This window comes from Serratia sp. CY76391 (genome assembly GCF_052166695.1).
Lineage (GTDB): Bacteria > Pseudomonadota > Gammaproteobacteria > Enterobacterales > Enterobacteriaceae > Serratia > Serratia nematodiphila.
In genome coordinates, this window is record NZ_JBJNOJ010000014.1 from 188,040 (window position 1) to 210,754 (window position 22,715).

Annotated in this window: 26 protein-coding genes; 22 read left to right on the top strand and 4 right to left on the bottom strand. The window is 60.0% G+C overall.

Annotated features, from left to right (window positions below):
* Nucleotides 1-72 precede the first annotated feature (72 nt).
* The gene (locus ACJ8PN_RS22770; RefSeq protein ID WP_004930376.1) at nt 73-306 is read right to left on the bottom strand and encodes a YheU family protein; all 234 of its coding nucleotides are present in this window, start codon (nt 304-306) and stop codon (nt 73-75) included.
* Nucleotides 303-1,283: a hydrolase gene (locus tag ACJ8PN_RS22775; protein ID WP_015379282.1), complete on the bottom strand. Its 981-nt coding sequence runs from the start codon at nt 1,281-1,283 to the stop codon at nt 303-305. The genes ACJ8PN_RS22770 and ACJ8PN_RS22775 overlap by 4 nt, the downstream gene beginning before the upstream one ends.
* Before the next feature lie 118 nt (nt 1,284-1,401).
* On the opposite strand from ACJ8PN_RS22775, the gene ACJ8PN_RS22780 reads away from it, so the two are divergent.
* The 6 genes from ACJ8PN_RS22780 (at nt 1,402) to tauD (ending at nt 6,362) form a co-directional block, all read left to right on the top strand.
* The gene (locus tag ACJ8PN_RS22780) at nt 1,402-2,004 is read left to right on the top strand and encodes a LysE family translocator (RefSeq protein WP_015379281.1); all 603 of its coding nucleotides are present in this window, start codon (nt 1,402-1,404) and stop codon (nt 2,002-2,004) included.
* Nucleotides 2,005-2,014: 10 nt separating this feature from the next.
* Complete coding sequence (locus ACJ8PN_RS22785; RefSeq protein ID WP_171454868.1) at nt 2,015-2,797, top strand: PhzF family phenazine biosynthesis protein; 783 nt, start codon at nt 2,015-2,017, stop codon at nt 2,795-2,797.
* A 114-nt stretch (nt 2,798-2,911) separates the two neighbouring features.
* On the top strand, nt 2,912-3,907 hold the full coding sequence (gene tauA / locus ACJ8PN_RS22790) for a taurine ABC transporter substrate-binding protein (RefSeq protein WP_004930383.1): 996 nt from the start codon (nt 2,912-2,914) through the stop codon (nt 3,905-3,907).
* A gap of 9 nt (nt 3,908-3,916) precedes the next feature.
* A complete protein-coding gene (tauB, locus tag ACJ8PN_RS22795; RefSeq protein WP_351108952.1) occupies nt 3,917-4,684 on the top strand; it encodes a taurine ABC transporter ATP-binding subunit in 768 nt (255 codons plus the stop codon).
* Complete coding sequence (gene tauC / locus ACJ8PN_RS22800) at nt 4,681-5,517, top strand: taurine ABC transporter permease TauC (RefSeq protein ID WP_171454865.1); 837 nt, start codon at nt 4,681-4,683, stop codon at nt 5,515-5,517. Before tauB ends, tauC begins: the two co-directional genes overlap by 4 nt.
* A complete protein-coding gene (tauD, locus tag ACJ8PN_RS22805; protein ID WP_442535236.1) occupies nt 5,514-6,362 on the top strand; it encodes a taurine dioxygenase in 849 nt (282 codons plus the stop codon). Before tauC ends, tauD begins: the two co-directional genes overlap by 4 nt.
* Before the next feature lie 3 nt (nt 6,363-6,365).
* On the opposite strand, the gene ACJ8PN_RS22810 is transcribed toward tauD, so the two are convergent.
* Entirely contained in the window at nt 6,366-8,279 is a 1,914-nt protein-coding gene (locus ACJ8PN_RS22810) for an ABC transporter ATP-binding protein (protein WP_015379276.1), read from the bottom strand.
* Nucleotides 8,280-8,408: 129 nt separating this feature from the next.
* On the opposite strand from ACJ8PN_RS22810, the gene kefG reads away from it, so the two are divergent.
* The 7 genes from kefG to ACJ8PN_RS22845 all read left to right on the top strand — a co-directional run bounded on the left by kefG (nt 8,409) and on the right by ACJ8PN_RS22845 (nt 15,547).
* Nucleotides 8,409-8,960, top strand: coding sequence for a glutathione-regulated potassium-efflux system ancillary protein KefG (gene kefG, locus ACJ8PN_RS22815; RefSeq protein WP_004930395.1), 552 nt, complete (start codon nt 8,409-8,411; stop codon nt 8,958-8,960).
* Between the two features lie 2 nt (nt 8,961-8,962).
* Entirely contained in the window at nt 8,963-10,771 is a 1,809-nt protein-coding gene (gene kefB / locus ACJ8PN_RS22820) for a glutathione-regulated potassium-efflux system protein KefB (protein WP_166730404.1), read from the top strand.
* Between the two features lie 14 nt (nt 10,772-10,785).
* On the top strand, nt 10,786-10,989 hold the full coding sequence (locus tag ACJ8PN_RS22825; protein WP_015379274.1) for a YheV family putative zinc ribbon protein: 204 nt from the start codon (nt 10,786-10,788) through the stop codon (nt 10,987-10,989).
* A gap of 112 nt (nt 10,990-11,101) precedes the next feature.
* Nucleotides 11,102-11,689, top strand: a complete 588-nt coding sequence (gene slyD / locus ACJ8PN_RS22830) for a peptidylprolyl isomerase (protein ID WP_004930407.1) — start codon at nt 11,102-11,104, stop codon at nt 11,687-11,689.
* 92 nt (nt 11,690-11,781) lie between these two features.
* The gene (locus ACJ8PN_RS22835; protein ID WP_437189572.1) at nt 11,782-12,810 is read left to right on the top strand and encodes a LacI family DNA-binding transcriptional regulator; all 1,029 of its coding nucleotides are present in this window, start codon (nt 11,782-11,784) and stop codon (nt 12,808-12,810) included.
* A 123-nt stretch (nt 12,811-12,933) separates the two neighbouring features.
* Nucleotides 12,934-14,373 (top strand): Na+/H+ antiporter NhaC, encoded by a 1,440-nt coding sequence (gene nhaC / locus ACJ8PN_RS22840; RefSeq protein ID WP_411261682.1) that lies wholly within the window; start codon nt 12,934-12,936, stop codon nt 14,371-14,373.
* A 1-nt stretch (nt 14,374) separates the two neighbouring features.
* A complete protein-coding gene (locus tag ACJ8PN_RS22845; RefSeq protein ID WP_411261681.1) occupies nt 14,375-15,547 on the top strand; it encodes a MalY/PatB family protein in 1,173 nt (390 codons plus the stop codon).
* A 15-nt stretch (nt 15,548-15,562) separates the two neighbouring features.
* Here the strand turns inward: ACJ8PN_RS22845 and ACJ8PN_RS22850 are convergent, their stop codons facing one another.
* Nucleotides 15,563-15,790 carry a SlyX family protein gene (locus ACJ8PN_RS22850; RefSeq protein ID WP_004930414.1) on the bottom strand — a complete coding sequence of 76 codons (228 nt, stop codon included), beginning with the start codon at nt 15,788-15,790 and terminating at the stop codon, nt 15,563-15,565.
* 356 nt (nt 15,791-16,146) lie between these two features.
* On the opposite strand from ACJ8PN_RS22850, the gene fkpA reads away from it, so the two are divergent.
* From fkpA to ACJ8PN_RS22895, 9 genes are all read left to right on the top strand, one after another.
* Complete coding sequence (gene fkpA, locus ACJ8PN_RS22855) at nt 16,147-16,986, top strand: FKBP-type peptidyl-prolyl cis-trans isomerase (RefSeq protein ID WP_015379270.1); 840 nt, start codon at nt 16,147-16,149, stop codon at nt 16,984-16,986.
* 372 nt (nt 16,987-17,358) lie between these two features.
* On the top strand, nt 17,359-18,081 hold the full coding sequence (locus ACJ8PN_RS22860) for a helix-turn-helix transcriptional regulator (RefSeq protein ID WP_004930418.1): 723 nt from the start codon (nt 17,359-17,361) through the stop codon (nt 18,079-18,081).
* Nucleotides 18,081-18,470 (top strand): sulfurtransferase complex subunit TusD, encoded by a 390-nt coding sequence (gene tusD / locus ACJ8PN_RS22865; protein WP_351108943.1) that lies wholly within the window; start codon nt 18,081-18,083, stop codon nt 18,468-18,470. Before ACJ8PN_RS22860 ends, tusD begins: the two co-directional genes overlap by 1 nt.
* Before the next feature lie 7 nt (nt 18,471-18,477).
* Nucleotides 18,478-18,837: a sulfurtransferase complex subunit TusC gene (gene tusC, locus ACJ8PN_RS22870; RefSeq protein ID WP_044029960.1), complete on the top strand. Its 360-nt coding sequence runs from the start codon at nt 18,478-18,480 to the stop codon at nt 18,835-18,837.
* A gap of 9 nt (nt 18,838-18,846) precedes the next feature.
* On the top strand, nt 18,847-19,134 hold the full coding sequence (gene tusB / locus ACJ8PN_RS22875) for a sulfurtransferase complex subunit TusB (RefSeq protein ID WP_351108940.1): 288 nt from the start codon (nt 18,847-18,849) through the stop codon (nt 19,132-19,134).
* Nucleotides 19,135-19,277: 143 nt separating this feature from the next.
* Complete coding sequence (gene rpsL / locus ACJ8PN_RS22880) at nt 19,278-19,652, top strand: 30S ribosomal protein S12 (protein ID WP_004930426.1); 375 nt, start codon at nt 19,278-19,280, stop codon at nt 19,650-19,652.
* Nucleotides 19,653-19,748: 96 nt separating this feature from the next.
* Entirely contained in the window at nt 19,749-20,219 is a 471-nt protein-coding gene (gene rpsG, locus ACJ8PN_RS22885) for a 30S ribosomal protein S7 (protein ID WP_004956203.1), read from the top strand.
* A 93-nt stretch (nt 20,220-20,312) separates the two neighbouring features.
* On the top strand, nt 20,313-22,427 hold the full coding sequence (fusA, locus tag ACJ8PN_RS22890) for an elongation factor G (protein ID WP_004930429.1): 2,115 nt from the start codon (nt 20,313-20,315) through the stop codon (nt 22,425-22,427).
* A gap of 70 nt (nt 22,428-22,497) precedes the next feature.
* Nucleotides 22,498-22,715, top strand: a 218-nt coding sequence (locus ACJ8PN_RS22895) for a GTP-binding protein (protein WP_045142993.1), incomplete at its 3' end; no start/stop codon positions are given.

Sequence of the window (22,715 nt, forward strand, 5' to 3'; positions counted from 1 at the left end):
AAATGGCGCGCGCTGGTTTGCAATGTCCCATTGTTACCTGATTTTTTCCGTCAGTCATAGAACCGGGCGCCACTAAATTTCTTCCTGCCCGGCGCGGAATTGGCCGCGCGGCATGATGTTGACGCTCTCATGCAGTTCCGACCACACCAGCACCACTTCGCCGTTTTTCAGCTGGCGGCGCACGTCCTCCACCTTCTGCTCCAGCGAGCGTTCGTGTTCGCCGTAATCGGTGCCTTCGCGCAGCACAAAGGATTCGATCAGGCTGTTCAGGGTGTCGGTTGCCAGTTCTTGCCAGGGAATAATCACGTCGGAATGTCCAGATAAGGGGAAAGCCAGGCCGGAATGCGATGCTCCAGCCACATGTGCGGTTTTTTCAGCGTGCCGCCGACGAAGCCGACGTGGCCGCCGAACTCAGTCAGCTGATATTCGATATTGCGCGGCAGGCCGGCGACGTCGGGGATCACCTCAGGGGTCATGAAAGGGTCGTCCTTCGCATGGATGATCAGCAGCGGCGTCTGGATAGACGGCAACAGCGGCAGGGCGCTGCAGCGGCGATAATAGTCGGTGGCGTCGCTGAAGCCGTGAATGCGCGAGGTGATGGCGTCGTCGAATTCGCGGATGCGTCGCAACCCGTTCAGCTGTGACAGTTTGAGCGGCAGAGTGTCCGGGTAGTGCAACAGCTTGCGGGTGGCGTTTTGTTTCAGCTGCCCCAGCAGGTAGCGCTGATAAACGCGGGAGAAGCCTTGCTCCATGCGGTAGGCGCAGGGTTCCAGCATCAGCGGCGCCGAGACCACCACCGCCGCCTGCAGCAGGCTGTCGGCGCCTTGTTGCGCCAGATAGCAGGCCAGCATGTTGCCGCCGAGCGAAACGCCTACCGCCGCGGTCGGCACCTCGCCGTAGCTATCGCGCAGCCAGCGCAGAAAGAAGCGCGCGTCTTCGGTTTCACCGGAGTGGTAGATACGCTGCTTGCGGTTGGGCACGCCGCTGCAGCCGCGAAAGTGCATCACCACGCCGAGCCAGCCGCGCTCGCGCCAGGCGTTGAGCAGGCCGTGCGCGTAGGGGCTGTAGAAGCTGCCTTCCAGGCCATGAAACAGCACCGCGCGCGGCTTGTCGCGCGCCTGCGCCGGATCCTCGCTCCAGGCGAGATCGACGAAATCGCCGTCGGGCAATTCCAACCGTTGCCAATGCGGTTTCAATAACACGCGGCGGCGCACCAGCCGCGGCAACAGCGTTTGCAGGTGCGGGTTACTGGCCCCTGTCAGAGGGCGAAAGGTGTTAGGCATAGGCTGAGTAAAATGTTGTGGGCGGCTATTGTGAGATCCCTAGCGCACTGTTAGCTTCAATACCAAGAATTAACAATGATACTGCAAAAAAGCGCCTTGGGTGAGGAGCACCCGTGCCATGGAACCGAGTTTATTCCTTTCGATGCTGGGCTTCCTGTGGGTCGCCGCCATCACGCCTGGCCCCAATAATCTGCTGCTGACCACCTCCGGCGCTAACTTCGGCTTTATGCGATCGCTGTGGCTGATGGTCGGTATCATGCTCGGCATGCAAAGCATCTTGCTGCTGGTGGCGTTCGGCGTCGGCAGCCTGATCCTGGTCTACCCGTCGCTGCACCTGATCCTGAAAATCCTCGGCAGCCTGTATCTGCTGTGGCTGGCATGGAAAGTCGCCACCGCCGCCTATGAAAAGCTGGAAACCGACGTGGCGCCACCGCAGCCGGTGCGGCTGTATCAGGGCTGGCTGCTGCAGTTTCTCAACCCGAAAGCCTGGCTGATGGCGCTGGGGGCGGTGGCGAGCTTCAGCCTGGCGGGCGATAAGTACAACGGTTCCATTGCGGCGATCGCGCTGGGCATTGTGGTGGTGAACATCGTCGCCGGCATTATCTGGCTGGCGTTCGGCACCCTGATTGGCCGCCTGCTGCGCAGTAAAAAGGCCTGGGTTATCTTCAACGTTTCCATGGGGTTGTTGACTGCAGCCTGTGTGTTACTGATCTGGCATTAAGGAGTGAACGATGGCGGAAAACTATTATCACGTGGTCGCCTTTACCGGCGAAGGGTTGCGCGGCAACCCGGCCGGGGTCTGCCTGCTGACGCAGCCGCTGCCGGCGGAGCGGCTGCAGGCGATCGCCAACGAGATCGGCCTGCCGGAGACCAGCTTTGTCTGGGATGACGGCGACATGACCGCCATCCGCTGGTTTACCCCGGAACGCGAGGTCGATCTTTGCGGCCACGGCACGCTGGCGGCGGCGCATGTGATGTTCAGCGCGGTTAACCCGGCGCTGAAGGATATTCGCTTCAGATCGGCCGGCGGCGAGCTGTTCGTCAAGCGCGATGAGCGGGACGGGGAGCGGCTGGTGCTTGATTTCCCCGCCAGGCCGCCGCAGAAAGTCGCCGAACCGGCGGGCCTCGCGGCGCTGCTGGGCGTGCAGCCGCAGGAAGTGTGGCAGGCGAAAGCGCTGCTGGTGGTGCTTGAAAACGAGGCGCAGGTGCGCGCGCTGCGGCCGGACATCCCGGCGCTGATCGCATTGGCCGGCCGCGCGGTGATCGTCACCGCGCCGGGTGACACCGTGGACTTCGTTTCGCGCTATTTCACGCTCGACGGCGGCGAGGATCCGGTGACCGGCTCCGCGCACTGTACGCTGATGCCTTACTGGGCGGCGCGTCTCGGCCGCCATCGGTTGCACGCCCGGCAGATTTCGGCGCGCGGCGGCGAGCTGTTCTGCGAACTGCAAGGGGACCGCACGCTGCTGGGCGGCTACGCTCACGTGTTCTTGCACGGGACGATCGCGCTGTGATCCGTTTTAATATTACCTAAGGTAATAAAGAAGACTTTTTTATTCTTTTATCGCCCGTCATCGCTCAGATAAAACTGTCAGCAACTGAACAGATTTTTATCAACGGAGCGGAACATGGCGGGCAAACTCTTTTCTTTACGCAACGCGGCGCTGCTGGCGTTGTCGCTCAGCGCGGCCAGCGCCTACGCGGTGGACGTGACCGTGGCGTACCAGACGTCGGCGGAGCCGGCCAAGGTGGCGCAGGCGGAAAACAGCTTCGCCAAACAGTCCGGCGCGACCGTCGACTGGCGTAAGTTCGACAGCGGCTCCAGCGTGCTGCGCGCGCTGGCCTCCGGCGATGTGCAGATCGGCAATATCGGCTCCAGCCCACTAGCGGTGGCCGCCAGCCAAAAACTCCCCATCGAAGTGTTCCTCATCGCCTCGCAGCTCGGCAGCTCCGAAGCGCTGGTGGTGAAAAATGACATCAAAAGCCCGCAGGATCTGATCGGCAAGCGCATTGCGGTGCCGTTTATTTCCACCACCCATTACAGCCTGCTGGCCTCGCTCAAACATTGGGGCATCAAGCCTGAACAGGTGAAGATCCTCAATCTGCAGCCGCCGGCCATCGCCGCCGCCTGGCAGCGCGGCGACATCGACGGCGCTTACGTCTGGGCGCCGGTGGTCAACGAACTGGCCAAACAGGGCAAGGTGCTGACCGACTCCGCGCAGGTGGGCGAATGGGGTTCACCGACGCTGGATGTGTGGGTGGTGCGCAAAGACTTCGCAGAGAAACATCCCGACGTAGTAACCGCCTTTGCCGCCAGCGCCCTGCAGGCGCAAAAGGCCTACCTGGCGGCACCGGAACAGTGGCTTAAAGATCCGAGCCATCTCAGCACGCTGGCGCGCCTGAGCGGCGTGCCGGAAGCGCAGGTGCCGGAACTGGTGAAGGGGAACCGTTATCTGCCGGTGGCCGATCAGGTTGCCCAACTCGGCCAGCCGGTGGACAAGGCAATCCGCGATACCGCCGAATTCCTCAAGCAGCAGGGCAAGATCCCGCAGGTCGACAGCGATTACAGCGCTTATGTGACCGACCGTTTTGTGAAACAGGTGCAGGCTGCGCCGCAGTCGTAAGGAAGCAGGATGCTAAACGTCAGCCATCTTTCAGCAGAGTATCAGGGGCGGCCCGCGCTGCGTGACGTGTCGTTCCAGATCGCCGCCGGGCAACTGGTGGTGGTGCTCGGCCCGTCGGGCTGCGGCAAAACCACGCTGCTGAATTTAATCGCCGGGTTTATCGAGCCTTCAGCTGGCAGCATCACGCTGGATGGAACGTCCGTTCATGGACCAAGCGCCGAACGGGGCGTGGTGTTCCAGCATGAGGGCTTACTGCCGTGGCGTAACGTGGTGGACAACGTCGAGTTCGGCCTGCAGCTGGCCGGCGTCGGCAAGGCGCAGCGCCGCCAGGTGGCGCAGCAGATGCTGCAGCGAGTCGGTCTGGCCGGTTACGAGCGGCATTTCATCTGGCAGCTTTCCGGCGGCATGCGCCAACGCGTCGGCATCGCCCGCGCTCTGGCCGCCGATCCGCGTCTGCTGTTGCTGGATGAGCCGTTCGGCGCGCTGGACGCGTTCACTCGCGAGCAGATGCAGGAGTTGTTGTTGACCATCTGGCGAGATACCGGCAAACAGGTGCTGCTGATCACCCACGATATCGAAGAGGCGGTGTTCCTCGCCAGTGAACTGTTGCTGCTGTCGCCGGGGCCGGGGCAGGTGGTGGAGCGGCTGTCGCTGAACTTCGGCCAGCGCTATGCCGACGGCGAAGCCTGCCGCGCCATCAAGTCCGATCCTGAATTTATCGCTCAGCGCGAATACGTGCTGGGCAAAGTTTTCCAACAGCGCGAGGCCTTGCTATGAGCCTGCATTCCACTCTGAAGGCCGCGGCGCAGCCGCAGGGCAAAGCGGCGCGCCGTTTCAGCGTGCCGCGCAACGTTTGGTTGAGCGGCGCCACGCTGTTGACGGTGTTGGCGGTGTGGTGGGGCGTGACGGCGCTGCAGCTGATCAGCCCGCTGTTTTTGCCGGCGCCGCAGCAGGTGCTGCACCAGTTGATCACCATCGCCAGCCCGCAAGGCTTTATGGACGCCACGCTGTGGCAGCATCTGGCGGCCAGCCTGGGGCGCATTTTGGTGGCGCTGCTGGCGGCGGTGATCGTCGGCATTCCGGTGGGCATCGCCATGGGGCTGAACGACACGGTGCGCGGCATCCTCGATCCGCTGATTGAGATCTATCGTCCGGTGCCGCCGCTGGCCTATCTGCCGCTGATGGTGATTTGGTTCGGCATCGGCGAGACCTCGAAAATCTTGCTGATTTATCTGGCGATCTTCGCGCCGGTGACGCTCTCCGCCGTGGCCGGCGTGCGCAGCGTGGCGCAGGTACGAGTGCGCGCTGCCCGCGCGTTGGGCGCCACGCGTTGGCAGGTGCTGCGTTTCGTGGTGCTGCCGAGCGCGCTGCCGGAGATCCTGACCGGCATTCGCATCGGGCTGGGCGTCGGCTGGTCGACGCTGGTGGCCGCCGAACTGATCGCCGCCACGCGCGGCCTGGGATTTATGGTGCAATCCGCCGGTGAGTTTTTGGCGACCGACGTGGTGTTGGCCGGCATCGGCGTGATTGCGGTGATTGCATTTGGGTTGGAGCTGGGGCTGCGCGCCCTGCAGCGCCGATTGACCCCGTGGCATGGAGTACAGCAATGAACGAACGTCTGAATATCACCCCGCTGGGGCCTTACATCGGGGCGCTGGTGGAAAACGTCGAATTGGCCCGGCCGTTGGGCGACGGCCAGTTTGAACAGCTTTATCATGCGTTGCTCAAGCATCAGGTGCTGTTCTTCCGCAACCAGCCGATCACGCCGCTGCAGCAGCGCGATCTGGCCGGGCGCTTCGGCGATCTGCATATCCATCCGGTCTATCCGCACGCCACCGACGTGGAAGAGATCATCGTGCTCGATACTCACGACGACAATCCGCCGGACAACGACAACTGGCACACCGACGTGACCTTTATCGAGAACCCGCCGCTGGGCGCGATCCTGGCGGCCAAGACCTTGCCTGCCACCGGCGGCGATACGCTGTGGGCCAGTGGCATCGCGGCCTACGAAGCGCTGTCGGCGCCGTTCAGAACGCTGCTCGCGGGGTTGCGCGCAGAGCATGACTTCACCAAGTCGTTCCCGGAGCACAAGCATCGCGGTAGCGAAGAAGAACACCAGCGCTGGCAACTGGCGGTGCAGAAAAACCCGCCGCTGCTGCATCCGGTGGTGCGCACTCACCCGGTCAGCGGCCGACAGGCGCTGTTCGTCAATGAAGGGTTCACCACGCGGATCGTGGATGTGGCGCCGAAGGAGAGCGATGCTTTACTGAATTTCCTGTTCGCTCACGTCACTAAGCCGGAGTTTCAGGTGCGCTGGCGCTGGCAGGAAAATGACGTGGCGATCTGGGATAACCGCGTGACGCAGCACTACGCCAACGCGGATTATCTGCCGCAGCGGCGCATCATGCACCGCGCGACCATTCTGGGGGATAAACCTTTTTACAAGGCCTGAGGCTTAGGCTTCGAACGCCTGCGTTAACTGCTCCAGCTGTTCTTGCGCATCCAGCCAGGTCATTTCCGTCTCTTCCAGCGCGGATTTGGCCTGGCTTTGCTTTTGCAGGCAGTCGGTCAACTCGGCCTTGCGGCTGATGTCGTACAGCGCGGGATCCGCCAGCTGTTCCTCCACCGCCGCCAGTTCGGCGCCCAGTTTTTCCATCTGCTGTTCCAGCTTGGCGATCTGCTTGCGCAGCGGTTGGGTTTGCGTACGGAACTCCGCCTCGCGGCGTTTTTGATCCTTGCGCGCCTGCGCGCTGTTGCCGCCGCTCTCTTTTTCCGGCGCGTCCTGCTGGCTTTCCTGGCGCTGCAGGTCGACAAGCCACTGCTGATAATCGTCGAGATCGCCCTCGAAAGGCTCGACCTGGCCGTCGTGCACCAGGTACAGATCGTCGGTGGTGGAGCGCAGCAGGTGACGGTCGTGCGATACCACCACCAACGCGCCTTCGAAATCGATCAGCGCCTCGGTCAGCGCCTGACGCATGTCGAGATCCAGGTGGTTGGTCGGTTCATCGAGCAGCAGCAGGTTCGGGCGCTGCCAGACGATCAGCGCCAGCACCAGCCGCGCCTTCTCGCCGCCGGAGAAACGCTCGGTCATTTCGCTGACCTTGTCGCCCTGGAAGCCGAAACCGCCCAGATAGTCGCGCAGCTGCTGCTCCAGCACCCTTGGGGCGATGCGGCTCAGGTGCTGCAGCGGCGATTCGTCGGCGCGCAAAAATTCCAGCTGATGCTGGGCGAAGTAACCCAGCTTGATGCCTTTCGCCAGGCCGATCTCGCCGCTCAGCGGCTCCAGGGTGCCGGCCAGCAGTTTGATCAGCGTCGATTTCCCGGCGCCGTTGCGGCCGAGCAGGCCAATGCGCGAGCCGGGTACCAGGTTCAGCTTGATTGACTTCAGGATCACTTTATCGCCATACCCGGCGCTGACTTTTTCCATGCGCAGCAGCGGGTTCGGCAGGCTTTCCGGCGGGCGGAAGCTGAAGGTGAACGGGTTGTCGACGTGCGCCGGGGCTATCAGCTCCATGCGCTCCAGCATCTTGATGCGGCTCTGCGCCTGTTTGGCCTTGGTGGCCTGCGCGCGGAAACGGTCGATATAGCTTTGCAGGTGCGCCACTTTCTCTTGCTGGTGCTGATACAGCGACTGCTGCTGCGCCAGCTTGGTGGCGCGCTGGCGTTCGAACGACGAGTAGTTGCCGGTGTACTCGTTCATCGTCTGCTGTTCGATATGCAGGATCTTGTCGACGATCGGATCGAGGAAGTCGCGGTCGTGCGAGATCAGCACCAGCGTGCCGGGGTAGCTTTTCAGCCAGCGCTCCAGCCAGATCACCGCATCGAGATCCAGGTGGTTGGTCGGTTCGTCGAGCAGCAGCAGATCGGAACGGCACACCAGCGCCTGCGCCAGGTTGAGGCGCATGCGCCAGCCGCCGGAAAAGTCGCGCACCGGGCTTTGCAGCTGTTCGTTGGAGAAACCGAGGCCGTGCAGCAGGCTGGCGGCGCGGGAACGGATGGTCCAGGCGTCGATGGCGTCCAGCTTGCCGTGCAGGGTGGCGATGGCGTGGCCGTCGTTGCGATCGTTGGCTGCCTGCAACTCGGCTTCAAGCTGGCGAAACTCGCGGTCGCCGTCGATAACATACTCGATCGCCGGCACGTCCAGCGCCGGCGTCTCCTGGTTGACCCAGGCCAGCGCCCAGTTGCCGGGGAAGGTGAAGCTGCCGCCGTCCGCCGCGATCTCGCCCTTCAGCAGCGACAACAGCGTGGATTTACCACAGCCGTTTTTGCCCACCAGGCCGACCTTCTGACCTGGATTAACCGTCGCCGTGGCGTTGTCCAGCAGGACGCGGATGCCGCGTCGGATTTGTAGCGAGGAGAATACAATCATAAAGCGCCGTATGTTCAGAGTATGTTAAATTATCATTAAGGTAACAGAACGCGCACCGCGCGCTGTTTTTGTCTTTGCGATGCATGGTAACGGAAAACCGCTACCCTGACGACGCTTTGGAGGGGAATGATGTCGCAGCCGCCCAAGGTCTTGCTGCTGTATGCCCATCCGGAATCCCATGACTCGGTGGCGAACCGGGTTTTGCTTCGACCGGCGCAGCAGTTGGAACATGTCACCGTGCACGATCTCTACGCGCACTATCCTGATTTTTTTATCGATATCCATCACGAACAACAGCTGCTGCGTGAGCATCAGGTCATCGTGTTTCAGCATCCTCTCTATACCTACAGCTGCCCGGCGCTGCTGAAGGAGTGGCTGGATCGCGTGCTGGCGCGCGGCTTCGCCAGCGGCGTGGGCGGCAATGCGCTGGCGGGCAAGTACTGGCGCTCGGTGATCACCACCGGCGAGCCGGAAGGCGCCTACCGTACCGGCGGTTATAACCACTATCCGATGGAAGATATCCTGCGGCCGTTCGAGCTGACCGCCGGGATGTGCCATATGCATTGGTTGACGCCGTTCGTGGTGTATTGGGCGCGGCGGCAAAAGCCGGAGGTGCTGCGCAGCCATGCGGACGCCTACGGGGACTGGCTGAGCCACCCGCTGCCGCACGGAGGACGATGATCATGGAAGGATCGACCTTACTGACCGCCATTTTGCTGTTCCTGTTTGCCGCGGTGGTGACGGTGCCGATCGCCCGTCGTCTGGGGATTGGCGCGGTGCTGGGCTATCTGATCGCCGGTATCGCCATCGGCCCGTGGGGATTGGGCTTCATTCGCGACGTTGACGAGATCCTGCACTTCTCCGAACTGGGCGTGGTGTTCCTGATGTTCATCATCGGCCTGGAGCTGAATCCCAGCAAGCTGTGGGAGCTGCGGCGCTCGATCTTCGGCGCCGGCGCCGGCCAGGTGTTGATCACCGCGGCGGTGCTGGGCGCGTTGCTGTACCTGACGCACTTCGCCTGGCAGGCGGCGGTGATCGGCGGTATCGGCCTGGCGATGTCTTCCACCGCCATGGCGCTGCAGCTGATGCGCGAAAAGGGCATGAACCGCAACGAAGGCGGGCAGCTGGGTTTCTCGGTGCTGCTGTTCCAGGATATGGCGGTGATCCCGGCGCTGGCGTTGATCCCCATTCTGGCCGGCGCCGGCGGCACCAGCGACGACTGGGCGAAGATCGCGCTCAAGGTGGCGGCGTTCGGCGGCATGCTGATCGGCGGCCGCTTCCTGCTGCGGCCGCTGTTCCGCTATATCGCCGCTTCCGGCGTGCGCGAGATCTTCACTGCCGCGGCGCTGTTGCTGGTGCTCGGCTCGGCGCTGTTTATGGAGACGCTTGGCCTGTCGATGGCGCTCGGCACCTTCATTGCCGGCGTGCTGCTGGCGGAGAGCGAATACCGCCACGAACTGGAGATCTCCATCGAGCCGTTTAAAGGGCTGCTGCTGGGGCTGTTCTTTATCTCGGTGGGCATGGTGTTGAATATCGGCGTGCTCTACACCCATCTGGCCGAGGTGTTGATCGGCGTGCTGGTGCTGGTGGCGGTGAAATCCGGCGTGCTCTACGGCGTGTCGCGCCTGTTCGGCCTGCGTAGTTCGGTGCGCCTGCAGTTTGCCGGCGTGCTCAGCCAGGGCGGCGAGTTTGCCTTCGTGCTGTTTTCTGCGGCGGGCGCGCAAAAGGTGCTGCAGCCGGATCAACTCTCTTTGCTGCTGGTGGTAGTGACGCTGTCGATGATGACCACACCGCTACTCATGCAGGCCATCGACCGCATTTTGGCGCGCCGCTATAACGCCAAAGGCGAAGACGAGGAGACGCCGTACGTAGAGGACGACGATCCGCAGGTGATCATCGTTGGCTTCGGGCGTTTCGGCCAGGTGATCGGCCGCCTGTTGATGGCCAACAAAATGCGCATTACCGTACTGGAACGCGACGTCAGCGCCGTTGGCGTGCTGCGGCGTTACGGATATCAGGTTTATTACGGCGACGCCACCGAGCTGGAGCTGCTGCGCGCGGCGGGCGCCGAAAAGGCCAAGTCGATCGTGATCACCTGCAATGAGCCGGAAGACACCATGGAGATCGTGCGGCTGTGCCAGCAGCACTTCCCGAATCTGAGTATTCTGGCGCGGGCACGCGGCCGCGTGGAGGCGCATGAGTTGCTGCAGGCGGGCGTGAAACAGTTCAGCCGCGAAACCTTCTCCAGCGCGCTGGAACTGGGGCGCAAGGCGTTGATGGAGTTGGGCATGCACCCCCATCAGGCCTTCCGTGCCCAGCAGCATTTCCGCCGCCTGGATATGCGCATGCTGCGTGAGCTGATGCCGCCGCATCAGGGCGACGTGGCGCAAATTTCCCGCGTGAAAGAGGCGCGGCGCGAGCTGGAAGAGCTGTTCCATCGCGAAATGCAAAAAGAAAGTCGCCAGTTTGACGGCTGGGATGAATATGAATAAGCGGGAGCATAACGATGTCTGCAACACGTAAGAGATTTATCGCCGGGGCGGTGTGCCCGAGCTGTAGCGCCATGGATACACTGGCGGTATGGCGGGAGGATCAGGTGGAAGTGGTGGAGTGCGTCAAGTGCGGCCATCACCAGCGCCAGACCGAACAACAGGTGGAAAAACACGTTCGCCCGCAAGAGCAGGTGATCGGCATTTTTCAGCCGAAGTAGCGTTTTTTTATCCCGGAGGGTACAGCGAGGCAGATTTCCGTTACAATCTGTCCGGAAAAGGCGCGCATCCCGATAACGGTGCGCGTCCTAGTAGCCAACGGTAGGAGATATCATGAAAGTAGCAAAAGACTTGGTGGTCAGCCTGGCTTACCAAGTACGTACAGAAGACGGTGTTTTGGTTGATGAGTCTCCGGTGAGCGCACCGCTGGACTATCTGCACGGGCATGGTTCTCTGATCGCAGGTCTGGAAAAAGCGCTCGAAGGCCACGACGTTGGCGATCGTTTTGACGTTCACGTCGGCGCGAACGACGCGTACGGCAACTACGACGAAAATCTGGTGCAGCGCGTACCGAAAGACGTCTTCATGGGCGTTGACGAACTGCAGGTCGGCATGCGTTTCCTGGCTGACACCGATCAGGGTCCGGTACCGGTTGAAATCACCGAAGTTGACGGCGACCACGTGGTGGTTGACGGCAACCACATGCTGGCCGGCCAAAACCTGAACTTCAACGTGGAAGTTGTCGCGATCCGCGAAGCGACCGCAGAAGAACTGGCACACGGTCACGTACACGGCGAGCACGACCATCACCACGAACACGGTGAAGGCTGCTGCGGCGGTCACGGCCACAGCCACGATCACGACCATGGTCACGACCACGGTAAAGGCGGTTGCGGTAACGGCGGTTGCGGCTGCCACTAAGCAGAACGCGATCACGAGACAAGAGGGCGGCCATCGGCTGCCCTTTTTTATGCGCGGCGCACCGGGCGCCGAACAGCACGACAGGACATGTCATGGCCACCATGAAAGACGTTGCGCGCCGCGCCGGCGTTTCCACGGCCACCGTCAGCCGGGTGATCAATAATACCGCCTACGTTGAGCCGGTGACCCGCGAACGCGTCGAGAAGGCGATGCGCGAGTTTAACTACCACCGCAACGCCGCCGCGCTGGCGCTGGCGAAAAGAAGCGGCAATATGCTGGGGTTGCTGACCGGTAACCTCGACGATCCGTTTTTTTCACGCCTGGCGCGGGGCGTGGAAGACATCACGCGACAGGCCGGCGTGCGTTTGATGTTGTGCAGCGGCGGGCATCAGGCCGAACTGGAAAAAAGCGGCCTCGACTTTCTCATCAATCAGGGATGCGAAGCCATCGTGGCGCACGTCACGCGCATGGGGGAGGAGGAGCTGCTGCGCTACGCCGCCCACACGCCCGCGCTGGTGCTGATCAACCGTTACCTGCCCGCCATCGCCAACCGTTGCATCTGGCTCGACAACGCCAATGCTGCGCAGACGGCGACCAAGCTGCTCATTCGTCAGGGGCATCGGAGAATCGCCTGCGTGACAACGGATCTGCCGATCGACGACCGCGCGCAGCGGTTAGCGGGTTACCGCCAGGCCATGGCCGCCGGCGGCATTGAGGTGCCCGGCAGCTGGATCATCAGCGTGCCCTTCAATGAAAGAGGGGGCGAACTGGCGGCCGAGCGCGTTCTGGCCAGCGACCAACGCTTCACCGCCGCAGTGACGTTCAACGACGTGATGGCCGCCGGCATGATGCGCACCTGCCACCAACGGCAAGTCCAGTTGCCTGAAGCGCTGTCGATCGTCGGTTTTGACGACATTGCCCTGGCGAAATATCTCCACCCCGCGTTGACCACCGTGCATTACCCCATCGAGAAAATGGCCCGACGTGCCGCGCGTCTGGCGCTACAAATCCACAGCGGCAGCGACGTTGTGCCACGTAACAACCGCTTTTCGGCCGAACTTATCCTGCGAGACTCCGTCGCCGATGGTGAGAGGACTGGGCAAAGCAAGCACGGCGAATGAGAGGCGGCTCACATAACGCCATCTCATGAAACCGATTACATGGCCAGTGGCCTGCGCTCACATCCTCCGATTACCGAAGCCATTACGCTGTTGCAGTACCCCCCTCTTCAACAGGAGCCGTATATGGATAATAAGAAAACGCTCAACCTTGGGCTGGCGACGCTGCCGATTGTGGCCATGCTGTTGCTGCTCATCATCGGCTATGGCCAGTTTGGCCTGCGCATTGAACCGCTGCTGCTGGTGTCCGCCGCCATCGCCGCCGCGTTGGCCTGGTGGCAGGGCTACAGCTGGGATGACATCATCGGGGCCATCGTGGCCAAGCTGGCTAAGGCGATGCCGGTGATCATGATCCTGATCTGCGTGGGCGGCCTGATCGGCACCTGGATGATCAGCGGCACAATCCCTTACATGGTGTATTGGGGGCTGAAGCTGATTAGCCCGCAATACATTCTAATCGCCGCGTTCTTCATCACCAGCGTGATCTCGGTGTGCACCGGTACCTCGTGGGGGGCGGCCGGCACCGTGGGCGTGGCGCTGATGGGCGTGGCCGCCGGTCTGGACGTGCCGCTGGCCGCCGCGGCCGGGGCGGTGGTGTCCGGCGCCTACTTCGGCGACAAAATTTCCCCGTTGTCCGATTCGACGAACTTCGCGGCTATCGTCGCGGATACCGATCTCTACAGCCATATCCAGCATCTGATGTACACGACGCTGCCGAGCTTCATCCTGGCCGCCGTGGTGTACCTGATCGCCGGCCACACCGGCGCGGTGGGCAGCGTGGCAACGCCGGAAAAAGTGACCGAAATCGTCAGCGCGCTTGAGGGGTTGTACCATTTCAATCTGCTGTTGATCCTGCCGCCGGTGCTGGTGCTGTGGGGCGCGGTGACCAAACGGCCGGTGATCCCCGTCATGCTGGCCGCCTGCGCGCTGGCGATCGCCATCGGCGTCGCGCTGCAGGGTTTTAGCCTGCAACAGGGGCTGAATGCGTTGATGGACGGTTTCAATCTGTCGATGTTCGCCAGCCAGGGCCATAACGTTGAAGGGATTGTTGCCGATGTGCCGCGCCTGCTGAACCGCGGCGGCATGTTCTCGATGATGAGTACGATCCTGCTGGTGTTCTGCGCCTTTTCCTTCGCCGGCGCCTTGACGCTGACCGGCGCGCTGACGGTGATCATCAGCCGGCTGCTGAAAGTGGTGCACACCACCGGCCAGCTGATCGCCGCTACCGTTGCCACCACCATCCTGGTGACCGGCGCGACCAGCGACGGCAAGCTGGCGCTGCTGATCCCGGCGGAGCTGTTCAAAGGGGCCTATCGACGCATGGGGCTGGACAACAAAAACCTGTCGCGCACCGTCGAAGATGCGGGCACCGTCATCGAGCCGCTGATCCCGTGGACGGCCGCCGGTATTTACATGGCGACCACGCTGGGAGTGAGCACGCTCGATCTGCTGCCGTGGGCGATCCAATGTTATGTCGCCGTGGTGTTCGCCCTGATTTATGGCTTCACCGGCTTCGGTATCGCCAAACTCCAACCTCAGAACGACTTGCAGCGTAAGGAAGCCTGACATGACGAGTCATTTCAACGCCATCATCGATCGCCACAATACCGGCTCCGTGAAGTGGGACTTCATCGACCGCTATCTGCAACTGGACGGCAGCGAATTGTTGCCGATGTGGGTGTCCGATTTCGACTTTCCATGCCCGCCGGAGGTGCAACAGGCGCTGCATCAGCGGGTGGACCACGGCGTCTTTGGCTACAGCGAACGCGACGACGCCTACTACCAGGCGGCGATCGACTGGTTTGCCAAGCGGCACGACTTGCCGCTGCGGCGCGAGTGGTTCACGTCGATTGAAGGGGTGGTGCCGGGGTTGGCGATGCTGATCCAACTGCTCAGCAAGCCGGGGGACGGCGTGGTGGTGCAGGGGCCGTACTATGGCTCGTTCGCCAAGATAGTCACCATGAACGGCAGAGAGGTGATTGAAAATCCGCTGCTGGAAACCCCGCAGGGATACCGGATCGATTTCGACCGGCTGGCCGCCTGCCTGGCGCAGCGCAAACCGCCGCTGTTGTTGCTGTGCAATCCGCACAATCCGACCGGCCGTTGCTGGCGCCGCGACGAGCTGGAGCGGCTCATGGCGATCTGCCACGCCCACGATGTCACGGTGATCTCCGATGAAATTTGGGCCGATCTGCTGCTGCCCGGCGAGACGTTTACATCGGTGTTGCATCTGGACGAGGAATATCGCGAGCGGGTGATTGCGGCGACGTCCGCCAGCAAAACCTTCGGACTCTCTTCGCTGCGCATTTCGAATTTCCTGATCCCCAATGCCCGGCTGCGGCAGGCGTTTGTCGATCGGCTGAACGCCCACGGGCTGGATGTATTCAACGCGCTGTCGATGACGGCGGCGACTGCGGCCTATCAACGGGGCGCTGCCTGGCTTGATGAGCTGCTCGACTACCTGGCGGAGAATCGGCGCTGGTTTGAGCAGGCGCTGGCGGCCGCCGCGCCCTGGTGCACGATGACCCAGGCTGAAGGGACTTATCTCGCCTGGCTGGATTGCCGTGCACTGGGTTTGAACGATGCTGACTTACAGCAGGCGCTGGTGGCGGTGGCGAAGCTGGCGCCGTCGATGGGCAGCGGTTTCGGCCCGCAGGGGAGCGGTTTTATCCGCATCAACCTGGGGTGCCCGCGCCGCTATCTCGAGCGTGCCGTCGACGGGCTGGCACGCCTGAAATAACCGCGCAGCGGGCCCTCAATAGTGCGGCGGAGGGGTTTCTTCCGATTGCGAGGCGATCATTGAGGTTTGGGTCGAGCGCAGCTTGTCGGTCAACATGCGCAGGTGTTCGCGCATCTTCAGCATTTCCATTTGATGCTGGATGACGGTCTGGTTGAGCTCTTCGATGGTGAGCTCTTGGAAGGCCTGGCGGCTCTCCAGTTCTTCAAGCCGCTGTAGCAGGCGTTGAATGTCGGCGTTGTGCATGAGGCTACCTCTGACGCGATAAAATCCTGATTCGGCGTTATGGTAACAGCTGACGCCGGGTTTGCTCGCGCTATTTCTCCAGGCGGCGCGCAACGTTGCGATCGGCAGTGTAAAGTGCTGAAAAGTTGCACGCCCGATACGCCGTTTTTTGCTAACCTCGCCGAATATTCTGCAAGAAAAATCTGATTTATCATGCGAGTAGCACACGGGGGGAAACTTCTTGGCAAAGCGGGAGTCACACTTTGACTCGATTGGTTACCTGTGCGACTGTTTTGTTTTGTTTCAGGCAGCTATAGTAGCCCGGTTATCTTACCTAATGATTGTTTGGGGCATTGCTTCAGACACTGGAGAAATGGATGAAATCTTTGTTTAAAGTCACGCTTCTGGCAACCACCATGGCTTTTGCTCTGAATGCGACCCAGGTCATGGCAGCCGATGCCGCCAAACCGGCAGAAGCCGCTAAACCAGCGGACGCGGCGGCAGCACCGAGCACCGGCAAGTTCAAAAACGACGACGAGCAAGCCGCTTACGCACTGGGCGCCTCTCTCGGCCGTTACATGGACAACTCTCTGAAAGAGCAAGAGAAGCTGGGCATCAAGTTGGACAAAGATCAGCTGATCGCCGGCGTTCAGGACGCGTTCGCCAACAAGAGCAAGCTGAACGACGCCGACATCGAGAAGACCCTTCAGGGCTTCGAAGCGCGCGTGAAGGCTTCCGCTCAGGCGAAGATGGAACAGGACGCCAAGGACAACGAAACCAAAGGCGCCAAGTACCGCGACAGCTTCGCGAAAGAAAAAGGCGTGAAGAAAACCGAATCCGGCCTGCTGTACCAGGTAGAGAAACCGGGCGCGGGTGAAGCACCGAAAGACAGCGACACCGTGGTAGTAAACTACAAAGGCACCCTGACCGACGGTACCGAGTTCGATAACTCCTACACCCGCGGCGAGCCGCTGTCGTTCCGTCTGGATGGCGTGATCCCGGGCTGGACCGAAGGCCTGAAGCACATCAAGAAAGGCGGCAAAATCAAGCTGGTGATCCCGCCGGCATTGGCCTACGGCAAAACCGGCGTTCCGGGCATCCCGGCTAACTCCACGCTGGTGTTCGACGTTGAGCTGCTGGACGTGAAAGCGGCGCCGAAAGCCGACGCTAAAGCCGAAAAATCGGCTGACGCGAAAGCAGACGCTAAAGCGAAATAATCTCGTCGCTCTGTTTGCCACCGCCGCGGATGCCCTCCGCGGCGGTTTTCATTTCGACCGCCGCCGCTTCTCTCTCCATTGAACGCTTGACGCCTGCCGGGCATCGGGCTTAACGTCAATACCACGCGCAAACGCAAGGACTTTGCTCCGGCCGCTTTGCTAGACTAATAATTCTGACTTATCAGTCATGCGTCTGCCCCTTAGGGCGTGTACCTAAAATTGTTCCCGGCCGCCTCGCCCGCGGATGTCATCGTGCCGTTTATGCTGCTCTCAGCCAGCCGTGCTGCGGCGTGTCGACGACGGCAGCGATCCGGTCCGAGCGGTTTTAGCTGCGCCCCCTGGCACAGGCGATCTATGAGGGTGGTATCTTCGATGTCGAATTCGCTTTTATCCAGCGAAGCCAGCGAACTTGATTTGCTGAATGAACGTCCGTTTACTCAAACGGATCATGAAATCCTGAAATCCTATGAAGCGGTGGTCGATGGGCTGGCGATGTTGATCGGCGGCCACTGCGAGATCGTATTGCACGCGCTGGAAGACCTGAACAGTTCGGCGGTGCGCATCGCCAACGGGGAACATACCGGGCGTAAAATCGGTTCGCCGATCACCGACCTGGCGCTGCGCATGCTGCACGACATGGCCGGCGACGACAGCAGCGTGTCGAAAGCCTACTTCACCCGCGCCAAGAGCGGCGTGCTGATGAAGTCGGTGACCATCGCCATTCGCAATCGCGAACAGCGGGTAATCGGCTTGTTGTGCATCAACATGAACCTCGATGTGCCGTTCTCGCAGATTATGCAGACCTTTATGCCGCCGGCCACGCAGGACGTGCCGTCGTCGGTGAATTTCGCGTCTTCAGTCGACGATCTGGTGGCGCAGACGCTGGAGTTCACCATCGAAGAGGTGAATGCCGATCGCTCGGTATCCAATAACGCCAAGAACCGCCAGGTAGTGCTAAACCTCTATGAGAAAGGCATCTTCGACATCAAGGATGCGATCAATCAGGTGGCGGATCGCCTGAATATCTCCAAACACACCGTGTATTTGTACATTCGCCAGTTCAAGAGCGGCGATCTGTTGGGAAGCGACCGTTGATGCTCGATTATTGTCTGTTGGTCACCGGTCCGGCTTACGGCACGCAGCAGGCCAGCAGCGCCTATCAGTTCGCTCAGGCCCTGCTGGCGAAAGGGCACCGGCTTTCCAGCGTCTTTTTCTACCGCGAAGGGGTGTTGAACGCCAACCAGCTGACCGCGCCCGCCAGCGATGAGTTCGACCTGGTGCGCGGTTGGGCGCAGCTGGCTCAGCAACACGGCGTGGCGCTCAACGTCTGCGTGGCCGCCGCGTTGCGCCGCGGCGTCACCGACGAGCAGGAGGCGGTGCAGCAGGGGCTGGCAAGCGCCAACCTGCAGCCCGGTTTTACCCTGAGCGGGCTGGGTTCCCTGGCCGAAGCGTCGCTAAGTTGCGACCGTCTGGTGCAGTTCTGAGGAAATGATGAAACGAGTCGCTTTTGTTTTCACCCACGGGCCGCACGGCGGCGCCAGCGGCAGGGAAGGGCTGGATGCGCTGCTCGCCACGTCGGCGCTCAGTGAAGATGTGGGGGTGTTTTTTGTCGGCGATGGCGTATTGCAGCTGTTGCCGGGCCAACAGCCGGAAAAGATTTTGGCGCGCAATTACATTGCCACCTTTGGCGTGCTGCCGCTGTATGACGTGGAGCGGTGCTATCTGTGCCAGGCTTCACTGCAGGAACGCGGACTGAGCCAGGTGACCGATTGGGTGCTGGACGCCGAGGTGCTGGCGCCGGACGAACTGCGCCGCGAACTGGACGGCTACGACGCCGTGATGACGTTTTAGGATCCTCTGATGCTGTATACCCTGAGCCATTCGCCAAACCAATGTGACCTGCCTGCGTTGCTGCGCCTGACGGCGCAGGGCGACGCGCTGATGCTGCTGCAGGACGGCGTGCTGGCAGGCCTTGCCGGCAGCGCCCATCTTGAATCGCTGCTCGCCGCCCCCATATCCCTTTATGCGCTGCAGGACGACCTGGAAGCCCGGGGATTGGTTGGTCATTTTTCGCACAAAATCACTGTCGTCGGCTATAATCACTTCGTTGAATTAACCGAACAACACCGCAGCCAAATGGCCTGGTGATGAGAGTGATGTTGTATATTTCTTGACACCCATACTGGTCAGCCATAAAATTCTGCGTCCTCGTACTTTGCCAGTAGTGCATACGAGGGGATTTATCACATGTTTACGAAGCTAGTACGAAGCAAAAACCAGGAGCTTTTTTAATGGCAACAATTAACCAGCTGGTTCGCAAACCACGCTCTGTGAAGGCTGCTAAAAGCAACGTTCCAGCGCTGGAAGCCTGCCCGCAGAAACGTGGCGTATGCACCCGCGTATATACCACTACCCCGAAAAAACCAAACTCCGCACTGCGTAAAGTTTGCCGTGTGCGTTTGACCAACGGTTTCGAAGTCACTTCCTACATCGGTGGCGAAGGCCACAACCTGCAGGAACACTCCGTAATCCTGATCCGTGGCGGTCGTGTAAAAGACTTGCCAGGTGTGCGTTACCACACCGTCCGTGGTGCACTTGACTGCTCCGGTGTTAAAGACCGTAAGCAAGCTCGTTCCAAGTACGGCGTGAAGAAGCCAAAGGCTTAATGGTTCTCCGTTAAGTAAGGCCAAACGTTTTAACTTTAATGTCAAAATAAACTCGTAGAGTTTTGGACAATCCTGAATTAACAACGGAGTATTTCCATGCCACGTCGTCGCGTAATCGGCCAACGTAAAATCCTGCCAGATCCTAAGTTCGGATCTGAGCTGCTGGCCAAATTTGTAAATATCCTGATGGTAGACGGTAAAAAATCTACTGCAGAAGCAATCGTCTATACCGCGCTGGAGACCCTGGCTCAGCGTTCTGGTAAAGATCACCTGGAAGCTTTCGAAGTCGCTCTCGACAACGTTCGCCCGACTGTAGAAGTTAAGTCGCGTCGCGTTGGCGGTTCTACTTATCAGGTACCAGTTGAAGTCCGCCCGGTTCGTCGTAATGCTCTGGCAATGCGTTGGATCGTTGATGCTGCACGTAAACGCGGTGATAAATCCATGGCTCTGCGCCTGGCGAACGAGCTGTCTGATGCAGCAGAGAACAAAGGTTCTGCTGTTAAGAAGCGTGAAGACGTTCACCGTATGGCCGAAGCCAACAAGGCGTTCGCCCACTACCGCTGGTAATCATCCGGCTGTAGTCATGCTAACCAAGCGGGCGCGTCAAATCGGCCCGCTTGGGTTAACTGAACTTGAACGCCCTAGGAATAGAGGAATCAAATGGCTCGTACAACACCCATTGCACGCTACCGTAACATCGGTATCAGTGCTCACATCGACGCCGGTAAAACCACCACTACCGAACGTATTCTGTTCTACACCGGTGTAAACCACAAAATCGGTGAAGTTCATGACGGCGCTGCCACCATGGACTGGATGGAACAGGAGCAGGAGCGTGGTATTACCATCACTTCTGCAGCGACTACTGCCTTCTGGTCTGGTATGGCCAAGCAGTTCGAACCGCATCGCGTAAACATCATCGACACCCCAGGGCACGTTGACTTCACCATCGAAGTAGAACGTTCCATGCGTGTGCTGGATGGCGCGGTAATGGTTTACTGTGCTGTTGGTGGTGTTCAGCCACAGTCTGAAACCGTATGGCGTCAGGCTAACAAATACAAAGTGCCACGTATCGCGTTCGTTAACAAAATGGACCGTATGGGCGCTAACTTCCTGAAAGTTGTAGGCCAGATCAAAACTCGTCTGGGCGCCAACCCTGTTCCTCTGCAGCTGGCTATCGGCGCAGAAGACAAATTCACCGGCGTTATCGACCTGGTGAAGATGAAGGCGATCAACTGGAACGAAGAAGACGCAGGCGTAACCTTCGAATACGAAGACGTGCCGGCTGACATGATGGATCTGGCTGAAGAATGGCGCCAGAACCTGATCGAGTCCGCTGCGGAAGCTTCCGAAGAGCTGATGGAAAAATACCTGGGCGGCGAAGAGCTGACCGAGGAAGAAATCAAATCCGCTCTGCGTCAGCGCGTGCTGAACAACGAAATCATCCTGGTTACCTGTGGTTCTGCGTTCAAGAACAAAGGCGTACAGGCGATGCTGGATGCGGTAATCGAATACCTGCCGGCACCAACTGACGTTCCTGCGATCAACGGTATCCTGGACGATGGCAAAGATACTCCGGCTGAGCGTCACGCAAGTGATGACGAGCCGTTCTCTGCGCTGGCGTTCAAAATCGCTACCGACCCGTTCGTGGGTAACCTGACCTTCTTCCGCGTGTACTCCGGCGTTGTTAACTCCGGCGACACCGTGCTGAACTCTGTTAAGGCTGCGCGCGAGCGTTTCGGCCGTATCGTTCAGATGCACGCCAACAAGCGTGAAGAGATCAAAGAAGTTCGCGCTGGCGACATCGCCGCTGCGATCGGTCTGAAAGACGTGACCACCGGGGACACCCTGTGTGATCCAGACTCTCCAATCATCCTGGAGCGTATGGAGTTCCCTGAGCCGGTAATCTCTATCGCCGTTGAACCAAAAACCAAAGCTGACCAAGAAAAAATGGGTCTGGCTCTGGGCCGTCTGGCTAAAGAAGACCCGTCATTCCGCGTATGGACTGACGAAGAGTCTAACCAGACCATCATCGCCGGTATGGGTGAACTGCACCTCGACATCATCGTTGACCGCATGAAGCGTGAATTCAACGTTGAAGCTAACGTGGGCAAACCTCAGGTAGCTTACCGCGAAGCGATTCGCGCGAAGATTACCGATGTTGAAGGTAAGCACGCCAAGCAGTCTGGTGGTCGCGGTCAGTACGGTCACGTTGTGATCGACATGTACCCACTGGAGCCGGGCTCTAACCCGAAAGGTTACGAGTTCATCAACGACATCAAAGGTGGTGTAATTCCTGGCGAATACATCCCTGCCGTTGATAAAGGCATCCAGGAGCAGCTGAAGTCTGGTCCGTTGGCTGGTTACCCGGTAGTAGACATGGGTATTCGTCTGCACTTCGGTTCTTACCACGACGTTGACTCCTCTGAACTGGCGTTTAAACTGGCCGCGTCTATCGCCTTTAAAGAAGGCTTTAAGAAAGCGAAACCAGTTCTGCTTGAGCCTATCATGAAGGTTGAAGTTGAGACTCCAGAAGAGAACACCGGTGACGTTATCGGTGACTTGAGCCGTCGTCGCGGCATGCTGCGTGGTCAGGAATCTGAAGTGACTGGCGTTAAGATCCACGCTGAAGTACCGTTGTCCGAAATGTTCGGCTACGCAACTCAGCTGCGTTCTCTGACTAAAGGTCGCGCATCATACACTATGGAATTCCTGAAGTATGATGATGCACCGAACAACGTCGCTCAGGCCGTAATCGAAGCCCGTGGCAAATAAGCCGCAGGGTTAAAACCAAAGTCCCGTGCTCTCTCCAGAAGGGGAGAGCGCTATAGTAAGGAATATAGCCGTGTCTAAAGAAAAATTTGAACGTACAAAACCGCACGTTAACGTTGGTACTATCGGCCACGTTGACCACGGTAAAACTACCCTGACTGCAGCGATCACCACCGTACTGGCTAAAACCTACGGCGGTTCTGCACGTGCTTTCGACCAGATCGATAACGCGCCAGAAGAAAAAGCTCGTGGTATCACCATCAACACCTCTCACGTTGAGTATGACACCCC